The 14,025-nt window shown below is 42.6% G+C and carries 21 protein-coding genes and 1 pseudogene; all 22 read left to right on the top strand.

Going from position 1 to position 14,025, the window contains the following annotated elements:
• Positions 1-148: 148 nt before the first annotated feature.
• Complete coding sequence (locus tag AC6R00_RS00910; protein WP_500639026.1) at positions 149-862, top strand: NUDIX hydrolase; 714 nt, start codon at positions 149-151, stop codon at positions 860-862.
• A gap of 18 nt (positions 863-880) precedes the next feature.
• Positions 881-1,528 carry an isochorismatase family protein gene (locus AC6R00_RS00905; RefSeq protein WP_500639025.1) on the top strand — a complete coding sequence of 216 codons (648 nt, stop codon included), beginning with the start codon at positions 881-883 and terminating at the stop codon, positions 1,526-1,528.
• A gap of 167 nt (positions 1,529-1,695) precedes the next feature.
• Positions 1,696-2,313 carry an HAD family hydrolase gene (locus AC6R00_RS00900; protein WP_500639024.1) on the top strand — a complete coding sequence of 206 codons (618 nt, stop codon included), beginning with the start codon at positions 1,696-1,698 and terminating at the stop codon, positions 2,311-2,313.
• Between the two features lie 23 nt (positions 2,314-2,336).
• The gene (locus tag AC6R00_RS00895) at positions 2,337-3,023 is read left to right on the top strand and encodes a DUF4336 domain-containing protein (protein ID WP_500639023.1); all 687 of its coding nucleotides are present in this window, start codon (positions 2,337-2,339) and stop codon (positions 3,021-3,023) included.
• Positions 3,024-3,056: 33 nt separating this feature from the next.
• Positions 3,057-3,473, top strand: a complete 417-nt coding sequence (locus AC6R00_RS00890; protein WP_004743437.1) for a VOC family protein — start codon at positions 3,057-3,059, stop codon at positions 3,471-3,473.
• 45 nt (positions 3,474-3,518) lie between these two features.
• Positions 3,519-3,873, top strand: a pseudogene (locus AC6R00_RS00885) (tRNA-binding protein).
• 266 nt (positions 3,874-4,139) lie between these two features.
• Positions 4,140-4,541 (top strand): hypothetical protein, encoded by a 402-nt coding sequence (locus tag AC6R00_RS00880; protein WP_500639022.1) that lies wholly within the window; start codon positions 4,140-4,142, stop codon positions 4,539-4,541.
• Positions 4,542-4,579: 38 nt separating this feature from the next.
• Positions 4,580-5,401, top strand: a complete 822-nt coding sequence (locus AC6R00_RS00875; protein WP_500639021.1) for a hypothetical protein — start codon at positions 4,580-4,582, stop codon at positions 5,399-5,401.
• A 29-nt stretch (positions 5,402-5,430) separates the two neighbouring features.
• Positions 5,431-6,027, top strand: a complete 597-nt coding sequence (locus AC6R00_RS00870; protein WP_500639020.1) for a methyltransferase — start codon at positions 5,431-5,433, stop codon at positions 6,025-6,027.
• 33 nt (positions 6,028-6,060) lie between these two features.
• A complete protein-coding gene (locus tag AC6R00_RS00865; RefSeq protein ID WP_500639019.1) occupies positions 6,061-6,567 on the top strand; it encodes a GNAT family N-acetyltransferase in 507 nt (168 codons plus the stop codon).
• 367 nt (positions 6,568-6,934) lie between these two features.
• A complete protein-coding gene (locus AC6R00_RS00860) occupies positions 6,935-7,468 on the top strand; it encodes a P-loop NTPase family protein (protein ID WP_500639018.1) in 534 nt (177 codons plus the stop codon).
• Between the two features lie 97 nt (positions 7,469-7,565).
• Positions 7,566-7,898, top strand: a complete 333-nt coding sequence (locus AC6R00_RS00855; RefSeq protein WP_239826001.1) for a zinc ribbon domain-containing protein YjdM — start codon at positions 7,566-7,568, stop codon at positions 7,896-7,898.
• A gap of 26 nt (positions 7,899-7,924) precedes the next feature.
• On the top strand, positions 7,925-8,281 hold the full coding sequence (locus AC6R00_RS00850) for a MerR family transcriptional regulator (RefSeq protein WP_486794175.1): 357 nt from the start codon (positions 7,925-7,927) through the stop codon (positions 8,279-8,281).
• Between the two features lie 58 nt (positions 8,282-8,339).
• Positions 8,340-8,726 carry a carboxymuconolactone decarboxylase family protein gene (locus AC6R00_RS00845; protein ID WP_500639017.1) on the top strand — a complete coding sequence of 129 codons (387 nt, stop codon included), beginning with the start codon at positions 8,340-8,342 and terminating at the stop codon, positions 8,724-8,726.
• A 71-nt stretch (positions 8,727-8,797) separates the two neighbouring features.
• On the top strand, positions 8,798-9,277 hold the full coding sequence (locus AC6R00_RS00840; protein WP_500639016.1) for an ASCH domain-containing protein: 480 nt from the start codon (positions 8,798-8,800) through the stop codon (positions 9,275-9,277).
• A gap of 122 nt (positions 9,278-9,399) precedes the next feature.
• The gene (locus tag AC6R00_RS00835) at positions 9,400-10,419 is read left to right on the top strand and encodes a phytanoyl-CoA dioxygenase family protein (RefSeq protein WP_500639015.1); all 1,020 of its coding nucleotides are present in this window, start codon (positions 9,400-9,402) and stop codon (positions 10,417-10,419) included.
• A 4-nt stretch (positions 10,420-10,423) separates the two neighbouring features.
• Positions 10,424-11,746 carry a serine hydroxymethyltransferase gene (locus AC6R00_RS00830; RefSeq protein WP_500639014.1) on the top strand — a complete coding sequence of 441 codons (1,323 nt, stop codon included), beginning with the start codon at positions 10,424-10,426 and terminating at the stop codon, positions 11,744-11,746.
• The gene (locus AC6R00_RS00825; RefSeq protein ID WP_004743451.1) at positions 11,746-12,384 is read left to right on the top strand and encodes a LysE family translocator; all 639 of its coding nucleotides are present in this window, start codon (positions 11,746-11,748) and stop codon (positions 12,382-12,384) included. The genes AC6R00_RS00830 and AC6R00_RS00825 overlap by 1 nt, the downstream gene beginning before the upstream one ends.
• A gap of 74 nt (positions 12,385-12,458) precedes the next feature.
• Positions 12,459-12,872, top strand: a complete 414-nt coding sequence (locus tag AC6R00_RS00820; RefSeq protein WP_171324174.1) for a GFA family protein — start codon at positions 12,459-12,461, stop codon at positions 12,870-12,872.
• A gap of 11 nt (positions 12,873-12,883) precedes the next feature.
• Positions 12,884-13,336, top strand: coding sequence for a GyrI-like domain-containing protein (locus tag AC6R00_RS00815; RefSeq protein ID WP_004743453.1), 453 nt, complete (start codon positions 12,884-12,886; stop codon positions 13,334-13,336).
• Between the two features lie 91 nt (positions 13,337-13,427).
• Entirely contained in the window at positions 13,428-13,724 is a 297-nt protein-coding gene (locus AC6R00_RS00810) for a Dabb family protein (protein ID WP_500639013.1), read from the top strand.
• A gap of 32 nt (positions 13,725-13,756) precedes the next feature.
• A partial coding sequence (locus AC6R00_RS00805; RefSeq protein ID WP_500639012.1) for a GNAT family N-acetyltransferase occupies positions 13,757-14,025 on the top strand: 269 nt, incomplete at its 3' end.

Below are 14,025 nucleotides of genomic sequence, written 5' to 3'. Positions count from 1 at the left end.
TATTCTACTTTTGTTGAATAGTTATATGGTTGAAGATGTAAGGGGTGAAATGACTATGGTAAGGTAAGTCACGTATTGTTACTTTCCTGTTGACCTTATAGGTTGTGGTGGTAATGTATCTAACAATTAAGGAGTTAGGGGTCGTACGATGATTGTCACCATTGACATGATATGCCTTAGGTTAGGTGTTGAAGGGTTAGAGACCTTACTGATCAAAAGAAACAACCCAGCCAGGCCGGAACATGGCTTATGGTCAATACCTGGCGGGTTTGTCTTTGAGCAGGATTTATCTAATCAGGGAGGGCAGCAAGCTGACCAAGATTTTGATGCTGCTCGTAAGCGTATTTGTCGCCAAAAAATACATACTTATCCCAATTACATCAGCCAACCGATGGTTGACGGGAACCCTAAGCGTGACCCAGAAGGTTGGAGTGTCACCATTGCTCATTATGCGTTGCTCAACCAAGCGAATGTAGAGCAAATCGAGAATTGTGGCTTGTGCCAAGAGCAACTGAGATGGTTTCCATTGAATAGTATTCTGGATGATGAGATTGAACTGGCTTTTGACCATGCCGATTTGATTAAGCTCGCGTGGAAAAAGCTACGAGCGGCGGTTGAATACACCTCAGTCGCGCTGTTTGCTTTAGACAAAGAATTTCTTGTTTCAGACATCATTGCCGCATACGAAAAATTTGGTGTAGAGGTGAATCGCATGACGGTTAAACGCCGTCTGATTGATACCGGAGTCATTATCAGTGCGAATAAAATGGCTTCAACAAACCGTGGTAAAGGTGGTAAGCCAGCCCAAGTGTATAGTGTTGGTGAAAAGTGTGTAACCTATTTCCAAACCTGCCTGCGATGATTACGCAAGGAGAGAGTAATGCTATTTCAGACGATTAAGATTGATAAAACCACAACGGCCTCGATCGATGTTGACCCGCAGAAAGGCTTTAGCGAGTTATGTCCTAAAGAGCTGCCTGTACAGGGCGCGTTAGAGATCGTTGAAGAACTCAAGCGCAATCACAGTAAAGCTTCAGTGCGTTTGGTCTCTCGCGACATGCATCCACCCGGCGCAGCTTGGGAGGCTGAAACGCCCGAAAACATGCTTGAACCTGTTGGCCTTCCTGAGGTGGACATTAAGTGGAATCCACACTGCGTCGTTGGAACGGTGGGTGTGGAATTGCTACCGGGTTTACCTGAAATTCGAGATTATGATTTCCAAATCAACAAGGGGATTGACCCTGACGCCCACCCGTATGGGGCGTTTTATCATGATCAGGCTGATACGCTTTCGACTGGCGGAATCGAATTCTTACGTGCCAAGCAGATTGAAACCGTTATTGTTGGCGGACTCGCTTTAGATTTTTGTGTGAAAAAGTCTGTTGAACAGCTTCTAGAGGCGGGTTTTAAGGTAATACTCAATCTCGCCTCAACCAGAGCCGTGTTTCCCGACAATGCGGACAATGTTGCCAATGAGTTGGCCGAGAAAGGCGTAATCTTAATTGAAGACGCTAAAGGATTGGAATAAACAACGGAGCGAGTATCGCTCCGTTTTTGATCGCAAAGATGCGATAAGTATCAACTGAGTATTTGTATGGCAGGTTTTGTGAGTTTTCGCCATTTGTTAGCAGAAAAACTGAGTTAACCTCTTTCATGAAATTTACTTCACTATAAACATAAAGGTCGGTTGGGCTTATGCAGAACACAGTAATTAAGAATGTTGTTTTCGATGTCGGTAATGTGATTGTACGTTGGGCGCCACTGGAGATTGTTAGGCTGACATTTGGCAATGTAGAACAACCCGAAGCGCTGGCCAAGAAAGTCTTTATGAGTGATATTTGGCTTGATCTCAATCGAGGTTTTCTCACCGAAATTGAAGCCAAACATCGTTACCAGCTTGAGTTAGATTTTTCGCCTCAAGATTGTGACCGCTTGTTCTATTACGTTAAGCAATCTTTAATTGAGCTATACGGGTCTGTTGATTTAATTAAGAAGGTTAAAGCCGCTGGCTACTGTGTCTATGCCTTGACGGACAACGTCGTTGAAATTGTCGACTTCCTAAAAACAGAATACGACTTTTGGCCGTTATTTGATGCTGCAACCGTATCTGCTGACTTAGGTTTGCTAAAACCCCAACCTGAGATCTACCACTCTTTGCTCAATAGCAATCAACTCATCGCCGAGCAATGTGTGTTTCTAGACGATATGCCGCATAACGTCGAAGGTGCTAAAAGCGTTGGGATGCACGCGATTCAGTTCTTGTCGGCTGAGCAGGCAGAAGGCGAATTGAAAGCACTAGGTTTAAGGCTCTGATAGACAAGTAAGAGGGGCGAGGCATGGAAAAGCTAGCTAACGACATATGGATTTTTGATGGCAGTACGGTTTCGTTCTTCGGACTTCCTTTTTCAACTCGAATGACAGTCGTTAAGCTCGCTGGTGGCGAGCTTTGGGTTCACAGTCCTATCGAGCTGACCGAGCAAGTCCAGAGCCAATTGGAAAGTTTAGGCACGGTAAAATTTCTAATCGCCCCAAATCATCTGCATCATCTTTTTCTCCCTGATTGGATTAGTGCGTTTCCTGAAGCTCAGGTATTTGGCACTGATGAAGTGATTAAAAAACGCCGAGATATCTACTTTAACGCCTCATTAAACAGAGATTGTATTTGGGAGTGGCAATCAGATATCGAACAGGTACTTTTCACTGGTTCTCCGTTGATGGAAGAATGTGTTTTCTTTCATAAACAATCACACACATTGATCGTTACAGATTTGGTCGAGAACTTTTCCGGTCGAGAGTTTAACTATTGGCAAAGAGTGGTCGCGAAGCGAGTAGGTATACTGGCTCCCAATGGCAAAATGCCTGTCGATTGGCGACTCAGCTTTATGTTTGGCAAAGCGGAAGCTCGTAAGCACCTTGAATGTTTGTTGAGGTGGAATCCAAGTGTTCTCGTGATGTCTCACGGTGAAATAGTCAGAGAAAATGCACGAGAATTCTTAACTAAATCATTTAAATGGTTAATATAACGACCCAGAATAAGATAATTCATTAGGTAGAAAATGAAGCAAAACATCGTTCACATCGCCTTAGTCGTCAAAGACTACGATGAGGCCATAGACTTCTATGTTAACAAACTTCAGTTCGAACTGATTGAAGACACCTATCAGCCAGAACAAGACAAACGTTGGGTCGTTGTTGCTCCACCGAATTCACATGGTGCAACCATACTGCTCGCTAAAGCATCGAAACCTGAGCAGCATGATTTTATTGGTAATCAATCTGGTGGGCGCGTGTTCTTGTTTCTAAGTACCGATGACTTCTGGCGTGATTATGAGCGAATGAAATCGATTGGAATTCACTTTGTTCGAGAACCCAAGGAGCAAGACTATGGCACCGTTGCGGTGTTTGAAGATTTGTACGGCAATCTTTGGGATTTGCTGCAGTTACACCCAGACCACCCAATGGCAAATAGATAAAGTAATTAGTTTTAACGCGTTGATAAGTAGTCTAAGGAAACGTTTATGAATCATGCACCTATTAAAGAAACTATCGCATTTGAAGACTTTGCTAAAGTTGATATCCGAGTGGGGACGATTGTTGAAGTCAGTGAAGTTGCAAAATCTGACAAACTGATGAAACTCACTGTCGATTTTGGTGACCATACAGAGATCGATTCTGGCTGGCATTAAGCAAGAACGTGAAAACCCAAAAGAAATTGAAGGGAAGCAGGCTTTGTTTGTGGTCAACTTACCTGAGAGGAAAATGGCGGGTGAAGTCTCCCAAGGTATGCTGTTTGATATTGGCTATGAAGATAAGCTTCAACCATGTTTGGCTTGCCCTGAAACCCCGATGCCAAACGGAGCGAGAGCCGGGTAATCGGCATAACATTCTCAACTAAGAGGTAGTGCGGCTGCCTCTTCACTCTATTTGATTTACCCTACGCAAGTTGCCCATCTATGAATTGCCAATCCAAGGTGATTGGTTGTCCTTGTTTTATAAATTCTGATAATGTATTTTGTTTCATATGGTTAGGGAAAGTCTAACTCAAATTTTTGTTTGAGTATTATACGACTCCTTGCCTCCCACGACTTACTTTTACGGCTCCTTTTCTAGAGATATTAATTACGGAGAGAATGAGTTAGATGCTTAAAGAATCTGATTTCAAAATTGACAACAAGAACTTTCATTTCAAAAAAGACAGCTACCCACTTGCAAAGATTAACAACGCTAAATTTAAGCGCATGTCGTTATTGGATAATTTAGGTCAAATGATCTTTTGGCTTGCATTATTTTCAGGTGCAACCTGGCTGGTAGTTAATCAGTTCAGTCCTGCTCCTTCATGGTTAATCGGTATAGCAGTGAGTTTGAGCGTCGTTGGTTTTCTATTTTCCCTAAGCCGCTGTTCGCGTTATGCACTGCAAGTGGAATTTAAGCATATCGACGAGACGGGTACCCAATGGATCAATGTGGCTAAATCTTATTCTACAGGTGACGGTCAGTTATTGGAAAAACAAGTTGAGTGTCTTAAGAAGGTCATTGGATAAAGCATTGAACAAGAGTTTTATGGATTTAAAGTAGATCTATGAAAAAAGCCCTAGTTATCTCATCTCTTATTGTCACTGCGGTTCTTTTCTATCTAAATAGGCCCGATCAAACCCCTCTCGACTTTGATGATTTGGATTTAGCAAGGTGTAGTCATGACGAGACGATTTTATCGACCAAAGTGCACTATTTTGTTGATAGTTCACTAAAAGGTTTTTTCGGAAAGCGTAGTGCCGTCAAGCAGATAGAGTTTTCTAATCAAACACTAGAGAACTCTTGTTTGCCACTTATGCGTCAACTGGCATCATATCAATTTGTCGATTTTGCTCTTTCAGATACAGAGTATTTGGAAGAAGTCTATTTGCAAGGTCGTAATGCCATTGGTAAAGAGCGGTTAGATTCAATTGAGCATGATCCGCTAAGCTACTTCGTTTTTGTTCTTGATTACCGTCACCCAATATTTGAAGAAAACATCAATGGCATGACGCGCTGGGAGTTTAACCGTGGTTTCATTTTGTTAGCGGATGATGCGCCTCCTTATGTCCTTGAACATGAGTTCGGGCATTTGATGTACGCAAATCATAGTGAAACCCTGTTCTTTTCATTGTTACAAGGACAACTTGAACGTAGCCTCAAGCCTGCAAATAAACACCTCGTCAAACCTTATGCAAGGGCTTATAAGTGTGCAAACGCTGGAACAATCATGAGTTACGAAAAATTACGCTTACCCATCTATTCAGATCCGGAGATCTTTTATCGAGGTGAGTCTTGCGGTAATGAACTTCATGCGGACAACAACCGAAAGGTTCGTGAATTTATTGCCTCTTTGCGTGAAGCTATAGAGAATGGTGAAAACACCTAAGTTAACTGGTTCAACAAGGAATAAAGCATATGGATGAACACAGCGATATTTGGTGTCAATACTACGAAAAAGCATTAGCTAAACCTCATCTAAAGCGAACGGAGTTTGTTGTTAAGCTAAACAAGTCGTCTACTAAAGTAGCGATTGACTGTGGGTGTGGTACGGGGAGCGATATTGACTATTTACTCGGGCAAGGCTACCAAGTGCATGGCTTTGATGTTAATCCCGACGCGATAGTTATTTGTCGAGACAGGTTTGTGCAAAGTGCTTTTGCTGATATTTCACAGTCTTCATTTGAAGACTATGATTACCCTCAATGCGGTCTTGTGATTGCCAATAATAGTTTGTTCTTCGCAGATCCAAGTTGCTTTTTAAGGACATGGGAAAAGATCGAGTCTTCGCTAGTAGAAGGTGGGGTGTTTGCTGGTGACTTTATGGGGACAAAAGACTCTTGGGCAAATAACTACCGTAGCCCGACAGCTCCTCTCTCTGAGTCAGATGTTAAAGCCCTGTTTTCAAACTTTGAAATTATCCGATTTGTTGAATGCGATGAAAAAGCTGAAACAGCATTGGGAAGACAAAAACATTGGCATACGTTTTCGGTAGTGGCGGTGAAACGCAACTAATTGTGTTCATAATGCGTGTTGGCAAAAACAAGAATGTTAGAGAAAACTATGATTCGTAAAGCGGTAGTATCTGACCATTCAGACTTGGTTAGGTTGTTTATTCTCGAAAACCAGCACAATGCGCAGTTAGCGCCTAATGTTGTGCGCGAAACTGAAGATGTTTTAACGCTTGAGGAGCTTAAGCAGATACTCGCAGACATAAATCAATATCTCGTTGTAAAAGAGATTGATGGTGTTGCAGTAGGTGCGCTGTTAGGTTCCATCACTAAAACCCCCGAGCGTCGTTGGAGTCAGGCTAGGCTATATGCTTATCTAGAAGAGCTGATAGTGAGCCCTGCCTCAAGAGGAAAGGGCATAGCTAGGGAGTTAGTCGATAGCTTTGTTCATTGGGCGCAATCTCGTGATGCGTCTTCGGTTGATTTGCATGTTTGGTCGAACAATGACAGCGCGGTAGGTTTCTATCGTAAATACGGCTTTTCTGAAAAGCAGTACTTAATGACGTACACTAAAGAAAATAGTGAGTTAAAGCTACAGACCTAAAATTTATTGCCATTGACACTGGTTGACTTATATACAAATATATTGATATGAAAATGACTCTAACGCGCCAAGATTCTCGAATTATCATCATTCCATAGGAATGGTGGTGTTTTTGCGCGTTTATTTTCGTTTAACCCACCCGAAAGAGGTGGGTTTTGTTTTTCTGCCTCTCGGGTTACATACCAGCCAAAATAAATATCTGGTCATTCTTGCTGGTTAAAATCGCTGATAGCTGCGTTATAGATCTTGTAGGTAGATCAACTAGCTAGCTGCAATCTATGCCTTGCTCTAAGCGATTTTTCCTGCGCAATTAGATGAGCACCTATTTATTCTGATTGGTATTTCCAATTTGGTCGACGGAGGAAATATGAAAAAAATCGCTGTTTTTGGAAAGCCAGGAAGTGGTAAGTCATCACTGAGTAAGCAACTAGCTCTGATTAAAAACTTACCATTGCACCAGCTCGACTCTATTGCCTTCAGAAAAGATGGAACGGCCGAGATAAGGGAAGTGTTTGATAAAAAGCATCGAGATATTCTCAGTGCAGACAGCTGGATCATTGATGGCTTGGGCCCTTTGTACTCTTTCAGCCAACGTCTTGAGTCTGCCGATACGTTAATCTATATCGACTTGCCTTATTACGTCAGTTACTGGTTGGTAACTAAACGTATGCTAAAAGGACTAGCGGTAAAACCAGAAGGTTGGCCGGAAGGGAGCTCCATCGTTAAGGGCAGCATGCAGAGCTATAAATTCTTGCGGCTAAGCCCTAAATTTTGGAATGCGGACTTTGAACAGCGCTTAAAGAGTTTTGAAGAGAATAAGTCAGTGCACATCATTCGTTCTCTGTCAGAGTTGAACTCTTTTATTTCCCAACTCAAGTCGGAGCCCATAGAGGTGAGTTAGGTAGGTGATTGTTTCACTAAAGTTCGCCGTATCACTCGCAACAGAGAGGGAGAGACACTATCATATGTTCTAATTTCACTAACTAAGAACAATGACTATGTCTTTTCCTCCTTGCCCGAACTGCCAATCTGAGTATGTTTACCAAGATCAAATCAACCTAGTATGCCCAGAGTGTGCTCATGAGTGGAACCCAAACGAGCCTGATGAAAGCGTGTTTACCGCAAAAGATGCCAACGGTACCGCCCTTGAAGAGGGTGACAAAGTGACTTTAGCGAAAGATCTAAAAGTCAAAGGCAGCTCTTTGGTGCTTAAAATTGGCACAAAAGCTGTAGTTAGACGTATCGTTGAAGGCAAAGACCACGAGCTCGATTGTAAAGTTGATGGAGCGGGAGAAATGATGGTGACCGCCAAGTTTGTTAAGAAAGCATAAAGTCACTGATAAATCAGAGGGAGTGTATGAACATTAAGGAATTTTCGCAGTTAGTCGGCCTTTCGGCGCATACACTCCGATATTACGAGAAAATTGGGTTACTAAGAAATGTCCAGCGTAGTCCAAGTGGCCATAGAGCTTACACGTCACGCGATATTGAGTGGATAAGTTTTGTAATACGTTTGAAAGAAACAGGAATGCCCCTGGAAGAAATCTTGGATTACGCAAAGCTACGAGAACTCGGTTCAAGCACATTGTCAGAACGCCAGCAACTACTTGAACAACATAGAGAAAATTTGCTTTCCCACATTCAACAGCTTAATCAGCATCTGGTGGCTCTGGATGAAAAGATCGAACGTTATCAATCAGGAAAAGTAGCTTGACTTAGAGTTAACTCTAATTTGTAAGGTGTTTCCTCACTTCAATACAGGAAACACAATTATGAAGCGTAATCGATTCGAATTAGGTTTAGAACAGTTAGACAAAATAGACGGTAAAGCAGGAAGAAACGTTATTGAAAGCCTTGAGGATGTCTGCCCAGATTTGGCTAAATTCATTATTGAATATCCTTTCGGTGATATATACACCCGCGAGGGGCTTGATATTAAATCCAGAGAGATTGCTACAGTCGCAGCGCTTACTGCGCTCGGGAATTGTGCACCTCAACTAAAGGTTCATTTACATGCCGCCTTAAACGTCGGTTGTAGTGAAGAAGAAATCAAAGAGGTGATACTACAAATGTCTGTGTACGCAGGCTTTCCCGCTGCGTTGAATGGGATGTTTGCTTTTAAAGAGGTTCTGTCCGAAAAGATACAAAACCTTGAGTAAATACCTATGGCACCTTAATGTTTGAAAAACTCTCTTCTCTAAGCGAGTATTTTTAAGGATCATAGACAAACATGGACTCAACAAACCAAAAGTATCTCGATCAATTCCTTGCGACGTTATCCCCTAGCGTCGCCAAGCAATACACTTCATTTAGTGCTGATTATTTCTGCGCTGATGAACACAATGCCAACCTATGTGCGGATTTGATCTTGCGTGGCGAGAAAACCGCTTCGTGTAGCATGGAGTATTGGTACAGCCATGAAGATGAGCTAATGCCACAAGTTGGCCACCTACAAGTGGTGACCAATTGGCAGGGTGAGCCCGTTTGCATTATTGAAGTCACTTCCGTTTCAACCTGTCCATACAATCAAGTGACGGCTGAGTTTGCTGCATCTGAAGGGGAAGGCGATAAATCACTCCGCTGGTGGCGTGAGGCTCATTGGAAGTTTTTCTCTTTAGAGTGCGAAGAGTTAAACATAGCACCGAGTGAAGAGATGCTATTGGTTCTTGAGCGTTTTAAAGTAGTCTATCGCGAAAGCTTTGAGCAATAAATCCCTTTAATTTTATGAAAATTTCAATAAGGGTAAGGTAAATTACTAATAATTGATTTCCTTTGGGTTCATATTCAATGAGACGGTGAACGGGTGAAGTTCAACCAACAGGAAATCAACTTATGACCACTAAACGGGATGGCGGGCTAACGGAACTGCAGATTGAACGCTTTCATCGAGACGGATTTATAGGCCCACTCCCCAAATTTTGCGAAGAAGCGCTAATAGATGAAGTGCATTTATCGTGCTTAGAAGCAGTTAATAATCCCCACCCTCACCCGATATACGGTCGATACTCCGTTCGAGACTGGCATCTAGTCTTCTCAAGGATGGAAGAGTTCCTTACACACCCTGTGTTAGTCGATGTGTTACGATCATTGATTGGTAACGATCTCGTATTATGGCGTTCTAAGATCTTCTATAAGAAGACCAATGAAAGAGGTACTGGATGGCACCAGGAATGGGGTGATTTTGATGGAGAAGAAATTGGCAATTGTAAACCGAGTCTAAGACCACAAAACAGGGAAAATAACTGGTGGAATATTACAGTTTGGGTCGCTTTGACGGACGTAGAATTGGAGTGTGCGCCTCTAAGGTTTATTAGAGGTTCACATAAGAAGAAATATCCCAAGAAAATGGTCCCAATGCCTCAATCCGAGTTTTGGCATGATCCATTTATTGGCTGTAAGTCTGTAGCCGATATAGTGGATAGAGCACGAAATTTGACGTTAGTGCTCGATGTCGATACTTCAAAAATGTTTGAAGGCGTAGATGTTTCTCGATATACCTTGGAAGAAGCGAAAGAGCATGTTCGATGTCATTTAGAAAAATTCCCCGCTAAGAAGACACTTGGTATTGATGAAAGTAAAGAAGACATTGTGACTTTGCCAATGAAGCGAGGTGAGTTTGTTGTTTTCACTGAGCGCACAATGCATGGATCACTGTCCAACCTGTCGAATAAAGATCGTTTAGCGGTAAATTTCAGAGTGACAACGACTGATACAGATATCTACCCAAGCCGACATCAAGGTGACTTTATAGATGGCTCAAACTTAGATATCACAAAGCATGAGAACCTCCTTTTAAGCGGAGAAGATCTTTCTCTTGGCCGCAATAAGTATCGCTTAGGTAATAGGAGGTAACGAAGTGTGTATTCAGACTCAATGTCACGAACAGCGTATACTTGTCGAAGCTGAACGATTTATAGAAAACTCAACTACCTCCGAGTTGCGTAATTACTTGATAGATCTAGTGAACAAACATGAAAAGGTAAGAGTTGAACTAGGTATTAATCTTGTGGCCGCAGAGGCCCCAATGAGTAGTTTTGCTCGAAACTTGCTCAGCTGTGATTTGGGGTCACGTGCTTCTGGAGGTGCGATAGGGCGTAGAAGTAGAGTGTTCACTGGGCTTGATGCTGCTGATGAAATCGAAGCATTAAGTATGTCGCTTCTAAAGGGGTTGTTCGATTGTAAATACGCTGATCATCGACCGCTTGGAGGTTTGCACGCCAATATGATCGTATATGCATCGTTCAAGCGTTATCTCTATACCTCCGATTTGATGACCTTAGACTTGATGCATGGCGGAAATAGCTCGAACCACATTTTGGGACCACCAGGGGTACTAGGCTATTCAATTGGTTTTATTCCGGTTGATGAGCGTAGTTTGAAGATTGATCTAGACAGATTCGAGGATGTAGCGAAAAGAAAAAAACCATCCTTAGTGAGTTTAGGGGCGGGTGTTAACCTTTTCCCATTTCCAGTGACAGAGATTAAAGAGATCGTATCTCGTTGGTCTGGAAAGATTTTATTTGATGGTGCTCATCAGGCGGGGTTAATTGCCGCTGGGATGTATCCAAACCCATTAACACAGGGAGCCGATGTATTCACCGCCTCAACTGGGAAAACCTTCAGCGGTCCTCAAGGTGGTCTCATATGTTGGAACTCTGGCGAACTTTCCGATGCTTTAAGTACGACAATTTTTCCGACCCTAACTGGTTCTCATCAGCTTAATCGAGTGGCAGCGCTAGTCGCTTCCTCTATCGAAATGAAAACGCATGGAAAAGAGTATATGGCACAAGGAATCAATAATGCTAAGCGCTTTGCTTCCGCATTGTATGATGAAGGCCTTGATGTTCTCTATGCAGACTATGACTTTACGGAAACACATCAAGTGCTGGTTCATTGGAAGCATCCGGAGGGCGCAAAAGCTGCGTGCTTTCGACTCGCAAGTGTTGGCATCTTTGCCAATGCAGTCCCTTTACCGGGAGATAACAGTCTGCTGTCTGGAATACGGTTTGGCATGACCGAAGTAACACGATTAGGAATTAGGCCCGAAGAAATAATCGAAGTTGCAAAGATAACATCAGGTGTTTTACATGGACACTATTCTTCAAAGCGCGCCCGATCACGAATAGCAGGCTTAGCTACGGTATTGTCAAATATCAACTATTGCTTGGAGGAAATCTGATGGCTTCAGGCATAGAGCTTACAACTTTTATGTTAGCGACTCTTCTTTACGCATTTATGCCGGGTCCAGCAATGCTTTACAGCATCGCACAGACAATTTCAGGTGGGCGTCGAGTTGGTTTAATGGCTGCATTTGGCCTCCACATAGGTGGGTACTTTCATGTGGTTATGGCAGTGTTAGGTTTGTCAGCCATCCTGACTGCGCGCCCAGAGCTCTATTCTATAGTACAAAAACTAGGGGCGTTGTACTTAGTTTGGCTAGGATTTCGGCGTATTTTTCTAACGAAGCATGTGTGTGGTGCAATGCTTTTGGATGGTTCAGCTAATCAAGCGAGGAGGACGTTTATAGATAGTGTCATCGTTGATGTTCTCAATCCCAAAGCAGCGATTTTCTATCTTGCGTTTCTACCGCAATTCGTCAATGAACAGGGCAGTGTTGCGGTATGGTTACAAATGCTCATTCTAGGTGTTATTACCAATATCACCTTTAGCAGTGCAGATTTCATCAGTGTCTTGTTATCAGACAACCTCAAGATTAAGTTTAACTCGAATAAGCTATGGGTTGAGTCTCTCGCTCGTTGGGCTGGCTCTATTTTCATTATCTTAGGTGTAATGGCATTTTTGAACACTAGTAGTTGAACTACTGACAGTAGGTGTCAGTAGAAGGTGGATAGTATGGATCAAAATGTATATCACACGGAGTCTATAGATAAATGAAGCCTGATAACAACTTTGCTGTTTGCCTATGTGGGAAAGTAGAGATGAAGATAAAGTGGAAGAATTCGAAATACACGGTATGTCATTGTAACTCCTGCCAGAAGTGGAGTGGAGGCCCTCTCTTAATGGCTTCCTGTGGTACTGAGATCGCTTTTGAAGGGCGAGAATTTATTAAAGAGTATCGTTCTTCTCCTTGGGCAACTCGGGCTTTCTGTACTGAATGTGGCACGCATCTATTTAGCCGCTTTATTGAGAATAACAGCTACAACATTCCGGTAGGGCTATTACCTAGTAACGAGAATATGGCAATGGACGTTCAATACTTTATTGACCAAAAACCAAAACACTATAGCTTTGCAAATCAAACGAAAACGATGACCAATGCCCAAGTGTTGGAGTATTTTAGTTAACGAGATTAAACATGGAATTACAAACTATCAAAGAAATTGAGTTAGCAGGCTTTTCAGTCAGAACCACCAATGCAAAAGAACAACTCGCAGTAACTTCAAAAATCGGTCAGCTATGGGAAGTTTTTTATAATCAAGCGCTACCCAAGTTGAGCCCAGATTCGCGTATTTACGGTGTGTACACCAACTACGAATCTGATTGTAATGGAGCGTACGATGTTGTTGCGTGCTCTGATGCGTTAAAAAGTGAAACTGAAGGTGGTTTCGTAAAAACTCAGATTAAGGAAGGCTCTTATTTAGTGTTTGCTGCTGAGGGAGATTTTCCTAAAGTTGTTATCAACTTATGGGAAGTAATTTGGAATTACTTTGAAGCCGATGATTGCTCCTATAAGCGTGCTTATACGACGGACTTTGAGTTTTACAAAGGTGCTCAAGAGGTAGAGATTTACATTGCCGTCGAGTCATAGACTTAGATCCTCTCTTCGTGTGCTTTCTACTGGTCGAAGCCAGCCAAACGATGTTAAGTTATCTTTACTAAAGACAAAAGTAGAGACGCGCATGATTCGGCACATATTACTGATCAAGTTTAAGCAAGATGCTCAGTTAACTGAAATTGAAAAGCTCAGAGCCCTTTTTGAGCAAATGCCTAGCAAAGTGGAAGGAGTGGCAGAGGTGGAGTGGGGACTGAACGATAGCCCTGAAGGCAAAAATCAAGGATTCACGCATTCAGTCTTGATGACGTTTGTGGATGAGGCTGGGCGACAAAACTATTTACCTCACCCAGAACATGATGCGCTAAAAGATGTGTTCCGCCCTCTGTTGGAAGACATCATCGTATTCGACTATCAAGTGTAGAGTTTAGTAATTGATCAGAGGAGTTTTCTTGGATGCAGTTAGTATTCAGTCCGGCTTCGGATTCTCATTACGCCGAGTCTTTGACTCAAGAAAACATGTCAGCCTATTATCAGAGCAGGGGAATAGTGTGGGATCATCAGCGCTTTATCGAAAGTTGGCAAGAGCTAGATAACTTTGAAATTTGTGTAGATAAAAAGCGAGTTGGTTTGGTTCGATTTAGTTATGACGAAGGTGAAACAACGTATCTTCGAGATTTCCAGTTAGAGCCGCAGTTTCAAGGCCGAGGCTATGGCTCTAAATC

This window comes from Vibrio sp. R10-SF1-ISO8 (assembly GCF_059833805.1).
The sequence above is the reverse complement of the archived record's forward strand: the minus strand, read 5'-3'. Positions and strand labels throughout refer to the sequence as shown.

Coding starts and splice junctions, on each gene's coding strand:
- AC6R00_RS00815 (WP_004743453.1), top strand. CDS start 12,884: ATGGAATTACAAACTATCAAAGAAATTGAGTTAGCAGGCTTTTCAGTC.
- AC6R00_RS00905 (WP_500639025.1), top strand. CDS start 881: ATGCTATTTCAGACGATTAAGATTGATAAAACCACAACGGCCTCGATC.
- AC6R00_RS00910 (WP_500639026.1), top strand. CDS start 149: ATGATTGTCACCATTGACATGATATGCCTTAGGTTAGGTGTTGAAGGG.
- AC6R00_RS00850 (WP_486794175.1), top strand. CDS start 7,925: ATGAACATTAAGGAATTTTCGCAGTTAGTCGGCCTTTCGGCGCATACA.
- AC6R00_RS00865 (WP_500639019.1), top strand. CDS start 6,061: ATGTTAGAGAAAACTATGATTCGTAAAGCGGTAGTATCTGACCATTCA.
- AC6R00_RS00870 (WP_500639020.1), top strand. CDS start 5,431: ATGGATGAACACAGCGATATTTGGTGTCAATACTACGAAAAAGCATTA.
- AC6R00_RS00855 (WP_239826001.1), top strand. CDS start 7,566: ATGTCTTTTCCTCCTTGCCCGAACTGCCAATCTGAGTATGTTTACCAA.
- AC6R00_RS00895 (WP_500639023.1), top strand. CDS start 2,337: ATGGAAAAGCTAGCTAACGACATATGGATTTTTGATGGCAGTACGGTT.
- AC6R00_RS00835 (WP_500639015.1), top strand. CDS start 9,400: ATGACCACTAAACGGGATGGCGGGCTAACGGAACTGCAGATTGAACGC.
- AC6R00_RS00825 (WP_004743451.1), top strand. CDS start 11,746: ATGGCTTCAGGCATAGAGCTTACAACTTTTATGTTAGCGACTCTTCTT.
- AC6R00_RS00840 (WP_500639016.1), top strand. CDS start 8,798: ATGGACTCAACAAACCAAAAGTATCTCGATCAATTCCTTGCGACGTTA.
- AC6R00_RS00900 (WP_500639024.1), top strand. CDS start 1,696: ATGCAGAACACAGTAATTAAGAATGTTGTTTTCGATGTCGGTAATGTG.
- AC6R00_RS00890 (WP_004743437.1), top strand. CDS start 3,057: ATGAAGCAAAACATCGTTCACATCGCCTTAGTCGTCAAAGACTACGAT.
- AC6R00_RS00820 (WP_171324174.1), top strand. CDS start 12,459: ATGAAGCCTGATAACAACTTTGCTGTTTGCCTATGTGGGAAAGTAGAG.
- AC6R00_RS00875 (WP_500639021.1), top strand. CDS start 4,580: ATGAAAAAAGCCCTAGTTATCTCATCTCTTATTGTCACTGCGGTTCTT.
- AC6R00_RS00810 (WP_500639013.1), top strand. CDS start 13,428: ATGATTCGGCACATATTACTGATCAAGTTTAAGCAAGATGCTCAGTTA.
- AC6R00_RS00845 (WP_500639017.1), top strand. CDS start 8,340: ATGAAGCGTAATCGATTCGAATTAGGTTTAGAACAGTTAGACAAAATA.
- AC6R00_RS00880 (WP_500639022.1), top strand. CDS start 4,140: ATGCTTAAAGAATCTGATTTCAAAATTGACAACAAGAACTTTCATTTC.
- AC6R00_RS00860 (WP_500639018.1), top strand. CDS start 6,935: ATGAAAAAAATCGCTGTTTTTGGAAAGCCAGGAAGTGGTAAGTCATCA.